The sequence below is a fragment of the Stutzerimonas stutzeri genome (genome assembly GCF_051028275.1).
Classification (GTDB): domain Bacteria; phylum Pseudomonadota; class Gammaproteobacteria; order Pseudomonadales; family Pseudomonadaceae; genus Stutzerimonas; species Stutzerimonas stutzeri_AS.
The window spans coordinates 2426318-2442768 of the sequence record NZ_CP069269.1; the positions used below are offsets into that span (position 1 = coordinate 2426318).

Here is a 16451-nt window from a genome sequence, read left to right on the forward strand (position 1 = left end):
CTTACAGCGTCATTGCGGCAATCCAGCCGAATGCAAGAAGCGGCAGGTTGTAGTGCAGGAAGGTTGGCACGACGGTGTCCCAGATGTGATTGTGCTGACCATCGGCGTTCAACCCGGCGGTGGGGCCGAGCGTTGAGTCAGAAGCTGGTGAGCCCGCATCTCCGAGTGCACCAGCGGTGCCGACCAGGCTAACGATCGCCAGCGGACTGAATCCGAGCTCGAGCCCGAGCGGGACAAAGATCGCGGCGATGATAGGAACGGTCGAAAACGAAGAGCCGATGCCGATGGTGACCAGCAACCCCACCAGCAGCATCAGTAGCGCACCGATGGCTTTGCTGTTGCCAATCCACTCGGCTGACGCATCGACCAGCGTTTTCACCTCGCCCGTTTCACGCATGACCTCAGCAAAGCCCGCGGCGGCAATCATGATGAAGCCAATCATCGCCATCATCTTCATGCCTTCGGTAAACAGGTCGTCCGCCTCCTTCCAGCGCACCACGCCGGACACTGAAAAGGTCACGAAACCGACCAGTGCACCGATGATCATTGAATCCAGCCACAGCTGAACGATGAAGGCAGCAGCCACTGCCAACCCTGCGACCAGCAAGGTCAGCGGGCTATAGCTGACGCTCACCGCTTTCGACTCGTCGACTCTGGCGAGGTCGTAGGGTCGCGCCTTGCGGTAGCTGAACAGGGCGATCAGCAAGCCGGACAGCATCCCAAGGGCAGGAATCAGCATCGCATGGCTGACGTTGATCCCAGCGATATCTGCACCGCTTTTGGCTACGTTGGCCAGCAAAATCTCATGGAGAAAGATGCTACCGAAACCGACCGGCAGGAACATGTAGGGCGTCACTAGGCCGAACGCGAGGACGCAGGCAATGAGGCGTCGGTCAATCTGCAGCTTGCTCAGCACGTAGAGTAACGGCGGAACCAGCAGAGGAATGAAGGCGATATGAATAGGCAGGATATTCTGCGACGACACCGCGACCGCAAGCAGTAGCCCGATCATCAGCCACTTTACGGCACCGGCCGACTCGGATTCGCGTTTACCCACCATGGCGAGTGCTCGATCAGCCAGCGCGTGGGCCAATCCGCTCTTGCCAATCGCAACAGCGAAAGCACCCAGCAAGGCGTAGGAAAGCGCGACTGTCGCGCCGCCGCCAAGCCCCTTGTTGAATGCGGCAAGCGTTCCGTCCAGCCCCAACCCGCCCATAACGCCACCAGCAAGTGCCCCGGCGATCAACGCGACCACTACATGAACCCTGCAAAGACTAAGAATCAGCATGATGCCGACTGCCGCTACCACTGCATTCATTTCTACTCCCCGAAGCGGCGAACGCCGATAAAAAGCCGGGCACTTTGCCCCAACCCCGACGGAGTGTCAAAAGAGCCGTGACCCCACCCGTAGGTCCACTGCTGGCTGGCCAAGAGATATGACGAACATGAGGGGATTGTGTCAGGCGGTACAGGCCGAGAATCAGAAAAAATCACACATCGGGAGCGCTACAGCCTTCATTTCCACCCGCCGTTGCGGCGGGTGGCGGCGCCGGGATCACCATGGACATCATTAAGCCTCCAACTGGATACCGGCAATGGCGTGCCTGTATACCGTCACGGATATCCGGCTAGGCTTCGAGTTTGGTCAGGCGCTCAAGAAACGACGCTTCATTGTCAACCGAAAGCCCAAGTTCGTTGGCCTTTGCCAATTTCGAACCTGCGCCCGGGCCTGCCACCACGACAGTGGTTTTTGCCGAAACCGAACCCGACACCTTCGCGCCTAATGCCTCCAAACGCGCCTTGGCCTCGTCTCGACTCATGCTTTCCAGCGTGCCCGTGAGCACCCAGGTCTGGCCAGCCAATGGCAGGCCCTCGGCCGCTTTCCGCTCGCTCTCCCAGTGCATGCCGAATTCCTTCAGCTGGGCCTCGATGGCCCGCGCGCGCGCGGCGTTTGCCGGATCGTCGAAGTAGTCACGCAACGCGCGTGCCGCCTTCTCGGTAAGGCGTTCGACCTGACGCAGGTCCAGCCAGTCGGCTTCGATGATGCCGGTCAGACTACCGAAACGATCGGCAAGACGTTGGGCGCCGGTAGTGGCGATAAACGGAATATTCAGCCGGTCGAGCACACCGGCGAGGGTCGCGCAGGCTGCGAACTCGGGATGTACGTCCCCTTCTTCCTGAAGTTGCACGCCACGCTCCAGCAATTGATTGATGACGGACTGGTTATGTTCGTCCTCAAAGAAACTGTGGATTTCGTGTGCAACTTCAAGACCGATGTCCGGCAGATAGACCAGCACGTCGGGCAACGCGCGGCTGATGCGATCCAATGAACCCAACGCCCGCGCAAGCAATTTCGCGGTGCCCTCTCCCACGTCGGGGATACCCAGGGCAAAGACGAAGCGCGCAAGTGACGGCTTGCGACTGGCATCGATGGAGTTGAGCAAGTTACGGCTCGAAACCTCGGCAAAGCCATCCAACGCAAGGACCTGCTCGAAGCTCAAGCGATAGAGGTCAGCCGGCGAGCTGACCAACCCGACATCGACCAGCTGCTCGACGATCTTGTCACCGAGGCCATCGATGTCCATTGCCCGCCGTGATACGAAATGAATGATGGCCTGCTTGAGCTGAGCCTGGCAGGCCAGCCGGCCTACGCATCGATAGATCGATCCCTCGCTGACCGATTCGCGGCCTTTACTGCGCTTGATCAGCTGGGTGCGTTCAACGGCCGAATTGCAGACAGGGCAATGCGAAGGGACTTCGACTGCACGGGCGCTATCGGGGCGGCGCTCTGGAATGATCCCGAGAATTTGCGGAATGACGTCCCCAGCGCGACGGACGATAACCGTATCACCGATCATCAGCCCCAGCCGTGCCACCTCGTCCATGTTGTGCAGGGTCGCATTTGATACCGTTACGCCTGCCACCTGTACCGGTTGCAGCCGCGCCACCGGCGTGATCGCGCCGGTGCGGCCAACCTGAAACTCTACGTCCAGCAATTGCGTCACTTCTTCTCGGGCGGGAAATTTGTGAGCAATCGCCCAGCGCGGCTCGCGAGCGCGAAAGCCCAACTCACGCTGCTGCGCCGTGGAGTTCACTTTGAACACCACCCCATCGATCTCATAGGGCAGTGAGTCCCGCTTTGCTCCAATGGCCTCGAAATAGTCGCGACACTGCTGGACACCTTTGGCTGTCTTCAGCTCTCGACTGATGGGTAGGCCCCATCCTTTCAACGCTTCGAGAATTCCCGTGTGGGTAGCGGGAAGAGCCCCCTCGCAGCGACCTACACCGTAAGCACAGAGCTCCAGGGGGCGGCTAGCGGTAATCTTCGAATCCAGCTGGCGCAGGCTGCCGGCTGCTGCGTTCCTTGGATTGGCGAAGGGCTTGTTACCCGCTTCCAGCTGACGCGCGTTCAAGGCCTCGAAGCCTGCCTTGGGCATGAAGATTTCGCCGCGTACCTCGAGCACCGCTGGCCAGTCTTCCCCATGCAGCTTCAGCGGGATGTTTCGCACGGTACGTACGTTGTTGCTGATGTCCTCACCAGTGGTACCGTCGCCGCGAGTCGCGCCACGTACCAGTTTGCCCTCTTCGTAAAGCAGGCTTACGGCCAGACCGTCGAGCTTGGGCTCGCAGCTGTATTCCAGCTCGGCGTCACCTCCGAAAAGATCGCCAGACGGGATATCCAGGCCTTCGCGGGCGCGTCGGTCGAAGTCGATCAAGTCCTGCTCGTCGAACGCATTGCCGAGACTCAGCATCGGCACTTCATGGCGCACCTGCCCGAAAGCCGCCAACGCCTCACCACCGACGCGCTGCGTTGGTGAGTCCGGACTTACCAGCTCAGGATGCTCGGCCTCCAGAGCCTTGAGCTCGTTGAAGAGACGATCATATACGGCGTCGGGAACGCTGGGCTCGTCCAGCACGTAGTAGCGATAGTTATGGGCGTCGATTTCGCTGCGCAGCTCGGCGATGCGTTCTGCGGCGGTCTGGGCGGACGTCATGGTATGAGAGGCCATATCTGCAGGCCGACCGGGCGAAAATCCAGCGCGTCGGGCGACCTTGAGTTCATATTCTGGACAGGATTTTAGCCTGTTACGTGGCGGCATGGAGCATCGGGGTGGGCGACGGGGCATGCTGGGATGTGTATATAGCAAGCCGGAACGAAGCGATTGATCCGCTCGGCGGACCTTGTCGACTCGAATAGCTGCAAATGATGATAGGAGCCCAAAAAAAAACCGCTCAAACGAGCGGTTCTTTTTATCAGCGTTTGGTCGTCATCTGCCGGCGCTCGTAGTCAACGATTCGTTGGCGATAGTGCTCGATGGTTTGCGCCGTCAGCACGCTGCGCTGGTCGTCCTTGAGCTCGCCGTTCAGCTCCTGCGACAACTTGCGTGCCGCTGCAACCATAACGTCAAAAGCTTGCTTGGGATGACGAGGCCCTGGCAGACCCAGGAAGAAGCTCACGGCCGGCGTGGTGAAATGGTCGATGTCATCCAGATCGAAGGTCCCTGGCTTGACCGCGTTGGCCATGGAGAACAGTACCTCCCCGTTACCCGCCATGCTTTCGTGGCGGTGGAAGATATCCATCTCACCGAAGCGCAGACCACTCTCTAGAATGTTCTGCAGCAACGCCGGGCCGCGGAAGCCATGCTGATCGCGCGAAATGACATTGATGACCAGCACCTCCTCTACCGGCGGTAAGTCCTCGCCGAGATCACTGGTTGTTTCCTGGTCCTCGTCCATCACGGGATCGAGCAGCGTAGGAACCGGCACGTCGTCATTAGAGAAGTGAAGGTCGCCTTGCCGCGGCTCAGCCGTACGACGCTTGCCAGATTCACGCGCACTCATCGAGGGAAGGTCGGTTTCGTCCAGAGAAGGCTCGTTGGTGCGGCTCACGACCCGGGGCGGGCCCAGCAGCTCGGTCGACTCATCTTCATCTGGAAGACTGTTCGCGATGTTGCGGTCCAGCTTGAATTTCAATTTGCCCTTGCTACCCCGCATCCGCCGCCAGCCATCGAAAAGAATGCCGGCAATGACAATGATGCCGATGACGATCAGCCACTCGCGCAGACCGATATCCATTAATGCTTGAACCCCTGAATTCGATGATAAAGACGCAAACTCACAGCCGCTGAACAGGCTCATCTGCGCATCGTAAAATTGCGCCCTAAACTAGCACGACGAACGGTAGATTTACACCGCTCGCCTTGGCTCTTTTATTGGTCTTAGCCAACCTTCGCCTACCTCTCAAACACGCGCCGCTCAAGCCTCAACGAGCGCCACCGCCTGTTCGACATCCACTGCGACCAGCCTTGAGCAACCCGGCTCGTGCATGGTGACCCCCATCAGTTGGTCAGCCATTTCCATCGCGATCTTGTTGTGCGTGATGTAAATGAATTGCACCTTCTCCGACATCTCCTTGACCAGACGTGCGTAGCGTCCGACGTTGGCGTCATCCAAGGGCGCATCCACCTCATCGAGCATGCAGAACGGCGCTGGGTTGAGCTGAAAGATCGCAAACACAAGTGCAAGAGCCGTCAGTGCTTTCTCACCACCTGACAGCAGGTGAATGGTGCTGTTTTTCTTGCCGGGCGGTCGCGCCATGATCGCTACCCCGGTATCGAGTAAATCTTCTCCGGTAAGTTCCAGATAAGCGCTGCCGCCCCCGAAAACCTTTGGGAAAAGCGCCTGTAAACCGCTGTTGATCTGGTCGAACGTTTCTTTGAAGCGATTCCGGGTTTCCTTGTCGATCTTGCGGATAACGTTTTCCAGCGTGTCCAGCGCCTCGGTAAGATCCTCGTTCTGTGCATCCAGGTAGCGCTTGCGCTCCGACTGCTGCTGGTACTCTTCGATTGCCGCGAGATTGATCGGGCCAAGGCGCTGAATTCGCGCGGCCAATCGCTCAAGCTCGCCTTCCCATGCCGATTCCGTGGCCTCACCCGGCAGCGTAGCGATTACGCCGTGTAGATCGAAGCCCTCTTCATGCAGTTGGTCCTGGAGCGCCTTGCGCCTGACGCTGAGCGCTTGCCAATCCATCCGTTGCTGTTCGAGCTGCCCTCTTAACAATTGGGCCTGCTGCTCGGCCTGGGTTCTGCGCTTCTCAGCGTCACGCAATTCGCGATCAGCATCCTCCAGGGCCAGGCGTGCCAGCTTGAGTTCATCTTCGACGCCCATGCGCCGCTCGAGCAGCTCCTCGAGCTTCATGCGCAGCTCTTCGAGGGGCGCCTCGCCCTCCTCCAGGTTCAGACTCAGCTGTTCGCGGCGCTCCACCGCACGCTCGAACTGCTGCTCAAGGCGTTCAAGCGCTTGGCGGATCGAGTCATGCTGTGCGTTCAGCGAGCCAATCCGCACAGCCAGTTGATGCGCGTGGTCCTTGTGCCGCCGCGCCTCCTGGCGGACCCGGTCCAATCGTTCGCGGAGCCCGTCACGGCTCGCCAGCAGCGTCTCGCGCTGCTCGGTGTCGACTGCCATTGCATCAAGCGCATCCTGCAAATGCAGACGCGCTTCGCCCAGTTGCTCTATTTCCAGCGCGCGCTGTTCGGAGAGTTCAGCGAACTCCTCCTCCAGGCGCCGGCGGCGAAGACTTAGCTGTTCCAGCTTGGCTTGACTGGCGGACAGACGAGCCTTCAGTTCGCCCTGCCGACGTGACAGATCCTGATGCTGACGGCGCTGCTGGTCACGAGCCTGTTCCAGCTCGCGTTGCTCCTCGCGCAGCTGCCCTAGTCGCTCGGCGAGCACAGCCAGGCTCGCAGCCTGCTCGTCACGCTCGGTCTGTAGCTGAGCAAGCGCCTGGCTTCGGGCAAGCAGCCCGGACTCGGCCTCCGAGGCCCGTCGAACCCGAAGGAAATGCTGACCGACCCAGTAACCATCACGACTGATCACACTTTCGCCGTCGGCGAGTGATCCGCGGGCGGCGAGCGCCTGATCGAGATCGTCTACCGGTCGCACCCTGCCCAACCAGGACGAAAGATCGACAGTGGATTGGACTTTATCCAGCAGACTGCCGCTGACCGAGCCCGCCGCATGCGCCGCGTTGACCAGACGCAGATCGCCCTGCTCGAAGCCGCTCAAATCGAGCCCATCGAAGCGATTCAGCAGTACCGCCTGAAGATCTGCACCCAGTACGGTTTCGACGGCCAATTCCCAGCCCGGCTCGACACGCAGGCCCTCAGCGAGACGGGGTAGCTGATCCAGCCCTTGCTCGCTCAGCCATTCGGAAACGCCTTTTCCAGGGTCCATGGCCGCCTGTTGCAATGCCTCCAGCGAGGCGATACGCCCCTCCATGCGCTGCAACTGGCCTAGCGCTTCCTGCTCGGCATGGCCCACCTGCTGCAACTGATCACGGAGCTGTTCAAGCGCATGTCCGGTTTCCTCCTGCGCTGCGGAAAGTTCTTCCAGCTCCAGGTCGCCAGTCGCGAGCTGATCGCTCAACTCCATCACTGCTGCATCATCTGGATCGCTAGCGAGCGAGGCGCGCTCATCCTCCAGACGTCTTTGCCGTTCCGCCAGGCGCTCCAGACTCTGCTCCAGCTGCTGGATCCGCGACTGTTGGACCTCCGCCGCTCGTTGCGGCTCGGCGCTCTGCAGGTTGAATCTTTCCCACTGCTCCTGCCAATGCCGCATCGCGGTCTCGGCCTCTTCGAGCTGGCCTGCAGCTTCTTCGGACGCAGCGCTTGCGATCTCCTGCTCCGGTACGAGCATGGTCAGTTCTTCACCGAGGGTTGCCAGCACAGTACGGTCATGACCGAGATGCGATTCGGCTTCCAGCCGGGCGCGCTCGGCCTCGCGCAGGTCGTCCTGCAGCTGACGTAGACGCTGCTGACCATGCTGAATGCTTTGTTCGACGCGGGCGATATCACCACCGACCGAATAGAAACGGCCCTGGACCAGATTGAAGCGCTCTGACAGCTCATGATGGCCGTCGCGCAGACGCTCGATGCTGGCGTCGGCATTTCGTTGTTCGGCCACCAGCGCCTCGAAGCTGACCTCCTGGTCGCCAATCACCTGCTCACGTTGGCCAACCTGTTCGTTCAACGCCTGCCAGCGCAACGCTGACAGTTGTGCCTTGAGCTGCCGCTCCTCGGCTTTGTACTCCTGGTATTTCTCAGCAGACTGCGCCTGGCGATGCAGGCGCTCCAGCTGCCGTTCCAGCTCTTCGCGAAGGTCGGTCAGGCGAGCCAGGTTTTCATGGGTGCGGCGGATGCGATTTTCGGTTTCCCGGCGGCGCTCCTTGTACTTGGAGATGCCCGCCGCCTCTTCGATGAAGTTTCGCAGGTCTTCCGGCTTGGCCTCGATCAGCTTGGAGATCATGCCCTGCTCGATGATCGAATAACTGCGCGGCCCCAGACCGGTGCCAAGGAAGATGTCAGTGATATCGCGCCGACGGCACTTCACGCCGTTGAGAAAATAGGTGTTTTGCGCGTCGCGCGTGACCCGACGGCGGATGGATATCTCCGCGAACGCCGCGTACTCGCCCAGCAGGGTCCCGTCGGAATTATCGAAGATCAGTTCGATGCTGGCCTGAGTCACCGGCTTTCGGGTGTTCGAGCCATTGAAGATGACATCCGTCATCGACTCGCCGCGCAAGTTCTTTGCCGAGCTTTCGCCCATCACCCAGCGTACGGCGTCGATGATATTGGACTTACCGCACCCGTTCGGACCAACCACCGCCGCCATATTGCTGGGAAAGCTGACCGTGGTCGGATCGACAAAGGACTTGAAGCCGGCAAGCTTGATGCTTTTCAGACGCATGGAGGCCTATCCGTGGCAACCGGGAGGTGAACCGAAGCGCTGAGTTCGCGGTGGGCTTGGTGGATTTCCCGGAGCATTCGCTGGAGTCGTGTTGGCGGTAGGCCGCGGAGTTTATCACGGCACCAATCGCGCCTCTCAGGGCCTGGAGCACAAACACACAGGTGAATAGTTGCAGCAATACAACGCTCGCCCCCTTAGACAATCACTCTGCTGGACATGTGCGGAGAGAAGCGCTGCTGACCAGCCCGGACTTGATCGTCACTTCGATAACGCGCCGTATCGATCAGCCGCCGGTCATGCTCATGAAGCGCACCACCTGAACCTGCTCGTCCGTGCGGAACTCGTGCTTTTCGGGCTTGAGCTGGAGCGCATCGACCAGCGCTTGGCGCAGCCGCTCGCTGTCGCCCGGATAGCGGCGCATCAAGGTTTTGAGATCCAGCGCACCCTCATGCCCGAGGCAGAGCACCAGCTTGCCTTCGGCGGTGACTCGCACGCGATTACAGCTGCCGCAGAAGTTGTTGCTGTGTGGCGAGATGAAACCGACCTGGGTTTCGCTACCGGCAACCTGCCAATAGCGTGAAGGACCACCGGTACTGTGGCTGCTGCGGATCAGCTGGTGCCCGACCTCGATTCGCTCACGAACCTCCTCGCTCGAACAGAAGGTGATCTCCCGCTCATGGCTGGAGACGTTCCCAAGCGGCATCTCTTCGATAAAGCTGATATCCAGGCCTCGCTCAACCGCGAAGTTGACGAGATCGAGCACTTCATCGTCGTTATGACCTTTCTGAATCACGCTGTTGAGCTTGATTCGATCAAAGCCGACGTTACGAGCCGCATCGATTCCCGCAATGACCTGCTCAAGCATGTCGCGGCGAGTGAGTTCTGCAAAACGGTCTCGGCGCAGAGAGTCCAGGCTGATATTCAACCGGTTGACTCCAGCGTCACGCAGAACCGGAGCAAGCGTATGCAGCTGCGAACCGTTAGTGGTGATCGCCAGATCTTCGAGCTCCACCCGAGCCCCCAAACGCGCCAGCAGGCCAGGCAACCCCTTGCGCACCAGCGGCTCTCCGCCAGTCACACGGATACGCTTGACACCAAGACCGATGAACGCGTCGGCTACTGCGTAGAGCTCCTCCAGCGTCAGGATCTGCGCGCGGGGAGCGAACACCATGTCTTCGCTCATGCAGTAGGTGCAGCGAAAGTCGCAGCGGTCGGTAACCGACAGCCTCAGGTAGGTGATGCGTCGGCCGAACGGGTCGACCAACTTTGAATCTGGCATGTCGCCCTCCAACGGCTTGATGCGCATGGTGCAAGACTATGCCTGAAAGCGCTCCGAGGCAAAGCCGGCAAGCTGGAAGGTGGACTTCGGATAACGCCAATCACGGCGAATGGATCATGCCGAAGCGCACCGTCTAAGCGCCTGTAGACCCTTTTCGATGACACGCGCTGCAATCGGTTCGCAACGAGGCTTTAGGAACGTGAGTCATATTCGACGATAATTCGTTTCTTTGCCGAACCGGGAGCCTGAGCAAATGGATAACGAAGCCCTCCGATCGATGGGCTGGCGCGAGCGACTCTACGTCATCATCTTCTTTACCAACACCTCGGCCGGCAAACGGTTCGACACCTGGTTGCTGGTATTCATCTTTGCCAGCCTCGTGGTCGTGATGTTCGACAGTATCGCAGCCTATCGTGAAGCGTATGGGCCGCTGCTGGCTGGTCTTGAATGGTTTTTCACTGCCGTATTTGCCATCGAATATTTGCTCCGTATCTATACGCACCCGGAGCCACGCAAGTACATCTTCAGTTTCTACGGTGCCATTGATCTGCTGTCGGTGCTGCCCGCCTTCATCGCTCTGCTGTTGCCGGATGCTCAGTACCTGTTGGTGATTCGCGCGATCCGCATGCTCAGAGTGTTCCGCGTGCTCAAGCTGACGCAGTATTTGAGCCAGGCCAATTTCCTGATGGTCGCGCTTCGCGGCAGCAAGCAGAAGATCATCGTCTTCTTGCTCAGCGTAACCACCATGGTGTTGATCTTCGGAACGCTGATGTACGTTGTGGAAGGGCCCCCTCACGGCTTTACCAGCATTCCGATGAGCATCTACTGGGCTGTCGTGACTATTACAACAGTCGGATTTGGCGACATCACGCCGCAGACTCCGATCGGCAAAGCGCTGGCGACGCTTGTCATGATCACCGGCTATTCGATCATTGCCGTGCCCACCGGTATCTTCACAGCCGAACTGGCCACCGCGATGCGCGCAGACAGCCTCCAACACCGGTGCCCCAGCTGCGAAAAACTGAGCCACGAACCCAACGCATCCTTCTGCAGCCGCTGCGGTACGCAGCTATTCCAACGCAAGGGTCTGGACGAACAAGACACTCCGAACACGTAAACACCCAGGCAGACTAAGGCGCGCGGTTCGGGCTGCAAAGCCGCCGCACCCTGACGCCTACGCATCCGCTCCGAACCGCTCAGGCACGAGGCTGTCACAACCTCTGACTCGCCACGGGCTGGATGGAGACATGAATGCCCTTGCTCAAACTTGTGCACTTCGCAGGCTTGCTCTGCTGGTGCGGCACTCTGCTCTACCTGCCAGCACTCGTAGCCGCTGGCACTCGGCGCAGTGATCCACTCTTCTACCGTGACCATGCCCACCTGACACGCATGGTGTTCAACCTCATCGGCACGCCTGCCGCCCTGGTCGCAATCGGGTCGGGCACCGCATTGTTTCTGCGCCAGGGACTCGTTGAGGGCTGGCTGATTGTAAAGCTCAGCACTGTGGCCGGGATGGTCATCTGCCACACCTTATGCGGTGTTCTGGTTCTCCACGTCGAGCGCGCCCCTGAGCAAAGCGTAAGTATTCGTTGCCGCTTCCTGGGCGCGATCGCCGCGACATTCATAACCGCGACGCTTTGGCTAGTCCTGGCGAAGCCCTTCTAGCCGTACCCGAACCGCTCGATCAAATCGAAGATGCCCATGACCGAACGATCCCAATACCCCGCCGCTATCGATTCAGACTTTCTCCAGATCGACACCGACGGCGTGCTCGTAGACAAGGCGTCCCCCAAGATAGGCCGCGAGGGAAATCAGTACAGCGGTGATAGCCGAAAGGTAGAGCGCCCACATTTGCATGCTCTGAGCATCGTTCTGATAGCGCAGCAGCCAGTTCAACGATGCCAGCGACAGCATCATCACGGCGAGAATTGCGTGACACCAGGCGGTGATCTTGTGGCGGATCTCGCGCACGGTCACCAGATCGATCAGACCAAAGATGCTGGCGATCCAACCTCCCAGCGCGCCCACACCGGACAACCACAAGCCTGCACGCCACCAGAAATCATCGAGCGTCCAGAAGTGTGCAAGATCCACCGGCAGCAAGCCGGTCAGCGCGGCGACGGGAAAGTGAATCAACATGGGGTGCAGCGGATGGCCGGCTATCGCAGCGCGGCTGTGGATGGAGTCTCTGTATCGGGCCATTCGGCGCTCCGGCAGCGTTTATGGGGGGCCGGCTGCCGCGCCAAACGAGCCGGCAGCCTCTTGAAATGGACCACACTGGCGCTGGCAGTTCCTTTGTTAAGTGCCTGCGGCGGTCCGTTGTCGTCACTCAACCCAGCCAGCCACATGGCGCGTCAGATCGCCAACGTCTGGTGGGGCATGTTCGCCTTCGCCACGCTGGTGCTGGTTGTCGTGAGCGCCCTATGGATATACGCGCTGGCACGCAAGCCACGTGAAACCAGCAAGGAACAGGCGCTCCGTATCAATCGCCGCTGGGTCATTGGGGGCGGCATCGTATTGCCGAGCCTCAGCATCATTGTTCTGCTGATATTCGGCATTCCCACCGGCCGCAGCATGATGCCGTTACCGGTCGAGGGGGAGCAGCCGCTTAAGGTAGAGGTCACTGGCCATCAGTGGTGGTGGGAGGTTCACTACCCCGATAGCGGCGTCACCACAGCCAACCAGCTGATCATTCCTGCCGGACGCCTGATCGACGTGAATGTCACCAGCGCCGATGTCATCCATTCATTCTGGATACCGCGGCTCGGCGGCAAGATGGATATGGTGCCAGGTCGTGTCAATGTCATCCGCCTGCAAGCCGGGCACACCGGTGTTTTTCATGGTCAATGCTCGGAGTTCTGCGGCTTGCAGCATGCCCATATGAAATTGCACGTCGAAGCGCTGGACGAAGCGGGTTTCGATGATTGGATCGCCGCTCGGGAAAACCTCAGCATTAATCAGCGGGCACCGGGGGACGCCGGCCGTGTGTTCGATGAACGATGCGGTCAGTGTCACCGTGTCGCCGGCATCACGTCGGGTGATCGTGCGCCTGACCTCACCGACTTGGCCACACGGCCGAACCTCGGCGCAGGCGTGATTACAAACGACCATGACGGCCTTCGCCGCTGGCTGCGCGAACACAAGACCCTCAAGTTCGGCAACGGGATGCCCGCACACGACGACATTCCGCCGCAAACCCTCGATCAGATTGCCGATTGGCTGGAGACGCTCGCTCCATGAATTCCTCCATCAGGGACAACGCACCCTCCACCGATCCGGATCAGCTGCACGACCAGTTCAACGACGTTTGGGGCAACCCGCGCGGATGGCGCGCACTGACCATCGTCAACCACACCAGCATCGGCTTGCGCTTCCTTATCACCGGCGCGGTGTTTTTCCTGATCGGCGGCTTGATGGCGATGCTGATCCGTACGCAGCTCGCCCTGCCCGGCTATGTGCTGATGGAGCCCGAGGTCTACAACCAGGTCTTCACCATGCATGGATCGGTGATGATGTTCCTGTTCGCCGTGCCCATGATGGAAGGGTTGGCGGTCTACCTGATCCCAAAGATGATCGGCGCTCGCGATTTGATTTTTCCGCGCCTGTCCTCGCTCGGTTACTTCTGCTATCTCTTCGGCGGCATCATTCTGCTTTCCAGCGTTTTCCTGGGCGTAGCACCGAAAGCCGGCTGGTTCATGTACACCCCGTTGTCCAGCACCTCGCACATGCCCGGCGTCAACTCCGACTTCTGGCTGCTCGGCATCACCTTTGTCGAGATTTCAGCGGTGAGCGCCGGCGTGGAGCTGGTGGTATCGATCCTGAGAACGCGGACCAATGGCATGGCGCTGCATAAGATGCCGCTCTACGCCTGGTACATCCTGGTCATGGCCGTGATGATCGTCTTCGGCTTCCCGCCGCTGATCCTGGGCAGCATTCTGCTGGAGCTGGAACGTGCCGCGGGCCTTCCGTTCTTCGACCCCACCAGGGGCGGCGACCCGGTGCTTTGGCAGCATCTGTTCTGGTTGTTCGGCCACCCGGAGGTTTACATCATCTTCCTGCCCGGCGCCGGTATCGTTTCGACGCTCTTACCGGTCTTCTGCCAGCGGCCGCTGGTGGGATATCGCTGGGTGGTCCTCGGTGTGCTCACCACCGGCTTCCTCAGCTTCGGGCTGTGGGTCCATCACATGTTCACCGTGGGGATACCGGCATTGGCGCTGGGCTTCTTCTCGGCAGCCAGCATGCTCGTGGCGATTCCCACCGGGGTGCAGATCTTCGCCTGGCTCGCGACGCTCTGGCTGGGCAAACCCGTGTTTCATGTGCCGATGCTCTGGCTGGTGGGTTTTCTGATCATATTCGTCTGCGGTGGCCTGACGGGTGTGATGGTGGCACTGGTCCCGTTCGACTGGCAGGTGCATGACACCCACTTCGTCGTCGCGCACATGCACTACGTATTGGTGGGGGGCATGTTCTTCCCGCTGATGGCTGGTCTCTATTACTGGTTGCCGCATTTCTCCGGTCGCATGCCGTCGGTGCGTCTGGGTCGCTGGGGCTTCTGGCTGGTATTCATCGGCTTCAACACCACCTTTCTGATCATGCACTGGACGGGTCTGATCGGCATGCCTCGACGGGTTTATACCTACGACACAGGGTTGGGTTGGGACCTTCCCAATCTCATCTCATCGATCGGCAGCTTCATCATGGCCATCGGCATCGCGACCATCCTGCTGGATATCGTTCTGCACTTCCGCTTCGGCCAGCCAGCAAAGACCAATCCCTGGAATGCCGATACGCTGGAGTGGGCGACTGCCCTGCCGCCTAGCCCGTACAACTTCGTCAGCTTACCGGACGTTACCGACCGTCATCCGTTGTGGAAAGACCCTGACCTGCCCAACAGCATCGCTCGCGCCGAGCACGCGTTGAAGGCCATCGACCATGGCCGACGCGAGACCTGGGGTTCGGACCCGCTAAGCGGGGACGTTCGTGAGGTCATCCATTTGCCTGGCAACAGCTGGTGGCCGTTCGTGGCCTCGGTGTTCCTGGCGGTGCTCTGCTTGAGTTTGCTGAACAAGTTTTACTGGGTCGCGCTGATCGCCACGGTCGCTACATTGATCGTGCTGTTCCGCTGGTCCTGGGAAAACGGCGCGCACCCCGCCGCCGCGCCCGATGCCCAAACACAACCCGGCGAACCGCCCCTTCACTCACGGACCTTTGACGGGCCTGGTCTATGGGGCATGGGCGTCACTTTGCTGGCCAACGGCACGCTGTATCTGTCATTGCTGTTCGGCTGGTTTTACCTATGGACCGTGTCGCCGGAGTGGATGGTGCCGGAGCACTCCGGCCTGAACGGCTGGCTGATGCTCGCAAGCGCTGTGCTGCTGACGGTGGGCACGCTGTGGATGCGACTCGTGCCCGGCCGCCTGCGCCGCGGCAATGGCGGGCGCCTGATGCTTAATCTCGGCGCCATCACCGTAATCGGCGCGGTGCAGTGGGCAATGCTGCTGTGGTTGCTATTGACGGCGAACCTTGAGGTCACCGAGACGGCGCACGATGCGGTCGTGTTCGTGATCCTGGCCTATGGCCTGATTCACTGCGGGCTGGCGACGATCCTCACGCTGCTCCAGGCACTGCGGGTCATGTACGGCTACGTCGGTGACAAGGCGCCCTATGAGGTCGTGGTGGTCGAGCAGCTCTGGTACTACAACCTCGGCGTGATCTGGAGTGCCTATGCGGCGATCGTCCTGTTCCCGAATGCGTGGGGAGGTGCCTGATGAAGTACAACCGCACATCTGTCTTCCACCCCATTCAGATTCCGTTCGGGCTGACGATCTGGAGCCTATGGTTTGCCACCATGTACGGATCACACGCAGTGGTCTGCGGGATTGCTCCACCGGACCCCAGCCACGGGGTGTTCAACTGGCTCAACGCGTGCTTTGGCCTGTTCACCGTACTGGTGATTATTCTGCTGCTCTGGCTGGGACGCCGAACCTGGAAGTTGTCACAGGAACCGAATGATCTGAATGATCGGCAGGTTTTCGTGACCAAGGTGTCATCCGGGATTCATTTCATCGCGGCTTTGGCGACCCTCTTTGTCGGTATGCAGCTGGTCTTTCTGCCTCCCTGTGTCTGAACGAGGCGCTCCGTAACTTGTGGAGCGCCTAGTCGAGCTTCTTGCGAATCCAGTACAGATAAGTGCTGTCTTCGACTTCCTGGCCGACCAGCTCGTGACCCAGGAACACGCAGAACTTTGGGATATCGCGCTGGGTGGATGGGTCCGTTGCGATGACTTTCAGGATTTCACCGGCAGGCAAGTCGCGAACTTTGTTGTGCAGCATCATCACCGGTTCGGGGCAATTGAGGCCGCTGGCATCGAGTAACGCATCGGCGGACAGTTCGGTAGATCGAGACATTACAGGCTCCACAAAAACAG

General features: G+C 59.9%; 12 protein-coding genes. 5 read left to right on the forward strand and 7 right to left on the reverse strand.

What is annotated here, in order from left to right; all coding sequences use genetic code 11:
• Position 1: 1 nt before the first annotated feature.
• The 5 genes from JQR87_RS11055 to moaA all read right to left on the reverse strand — a co-directional run bounded on the left by JQR87_RS11055 (position 2) and on the right by moaA (position 10024).
• Positions 2–1318, reverse strand: a complete 1317-nt coding sequence (locus JQR87_RS11055) for a Na+/H+ antiporter family protein (protein ID WP_407297216.1) — start codon at positions 1316–1318, stop codon at positions 2–4.
• Positions 1319–1628: 310 nt separating this feature from the next.
• Positions 1629–3995 carry an NAD-dependent DNA ligase LigA gene (gene ligA / locus JQR87_RS11060; protein ID WP_407297740.1) on the reverse strand — a complete coding sequence of 789 codons (2367 nt, stop codon included), beginning with the start codon at positions 3993–3995 and terminating at the stop codon, positions 1629–1631.
• A 259-nt stretch (positions 3996–4254) separates the two neighbouring features.
• A complete protein-coding gene (gene zipA / locus JQR87_RS11065) occupies positions 4255–5076 on the reverse strand; it encodes a cell division protein ZipA (protein ID WP_407297214.1) in 822 nt (273 codons plus the stop codon).
• A 180-nt stretch (positions 5077–5256) separates the two neighbouring features.
• On the reverse strand, positions 5257–8745 hold the full coding sequence (gene smc, locus JQR87_RS11070; RefSeq protein WP_407297212.1) for a chromosome segregation protein SMC: 3489 nt from the start codon (positions 8743–8745) through the stop codon (positions 5257–5259).
• Between the two features lie 283 nt (positions 8746–9028).
• Positions 9029–10024 (reverse strand): GTP 3',8-cyclase MoaA, encoded by a 996-nt coding sequence (gene moaA / locus JQR87_RS11075; protein WP_407297210.1) that lies wholly within the window; start codon positions 10022–10024, stop codon positions 9029–9031.
• Between the two features lie 253 nt (positions 10025–10277).
• Here moaA and JQR87_RS11080 point away from each other — a divergent pair, with 253 nt between their 5' ends.
• Together JQR87_RS11080 and JQR87_RS11085 are read left to right on the forward strand one after the other, a co-directional pair.
• The gene (locus tag JQR87_RS11080) at positions 10278–11141 is read left to right on the forward strand and encodes an ion transporter (protein WP_407297209.1); all 864 of its coding nucleotides are present in this window, start codon (positions 10278–10280) and stop codon (positions 11139–11141) included.
• Between the two features lie 134 nt (positions 11142–11275).
• Positions 11276–11689 carry a CopD family protein gene (locus JQR87_RS11085; RefSeq protein WP_407297208.1) on the forward strand — a complete coding sequence of 138 codons (414 nt, stop codon included), beginning with the start codon at positions 11276–11278 and terminating at the stop codon, positions 11687–11689.
• A 72-nt stretch (positions 11690–11761) separates the two neighbouring features.
• Here JQR87_RS11085 and JQR87_RS11090 read toward each other — a convergent pair whose 3' ends face one another.
• Positions 11762–12226, reverse strand: a complete 465-nt coding sequence (locus JQR87_RS11090) for a DUF2231 domain-containing protein (protein WP_407297207.1) — start codon at positions 12224–12226, stop codon at positions 11762–11764.
• Positions 12227–12370: 144 nt separating this feature from the next.
• Here JQR87_RS11090 and coxB point away from each other — a divergent pair, with 144 nt between their 5' ends.
• From coxB to JQR87_RS11105, 3 genes are read left to right on the forward strand one after another with little or no spacing between them, the layout of a single operon-like run.
• Positions 12371–13264 (forward strand): cytochrome c oxidase subunit II, encoded by an 894-nt coding sequence (gene coxB, locus JQR87_RS11095; RefSeq protein WP_407297738.1) that lies wholly within the window; start codon positions 12371–12373, stop codon positions 13262–13264.
• A complete protein-coding gene (gene ctaD / locus JQR87_RS11100) occupies positions 13261–15792 on the forward strand; it encodes a cytochrome c oxidase subunit I (RefSeq protein WP_407297205.1) in 2532 nt (843 codons plus the stop codon). Before coxB ends, ctaD begins: the two co-directional genes overlap by 4 nt.
• A complete protein-coding gene (locus JQR87_RS11105) occupies positions 15792–16151 on the forward strand; it encodes a hypothetical protein (RefSeq protein WP_407297203.1) in 360 nt (119 codons plus the stop codon). Before ctaD ends, JQR87_RS11105 begins: the two co-directional genes overlap by 1 nt.
• A gap of 28 nt (positions 16152–16179) precedes the next feature.
• Here JQR87_RS11105 and tusA read toward each other — a convergent pair whose 3' ends face one another.
• Positions 16180–16431: a sulfurtransferase TusA gene (gene tusA, locus JQR87_RS11110; protein ID WP_407297201.1), complete on the reverse strand. Its 252-nt coding sequence runs from the start codon at positions 16429–16431 to the stop codon at positions 16180–16182.
• Between the last annotated feature and the right edge of the window lie 20 nt (positions 16432–16451).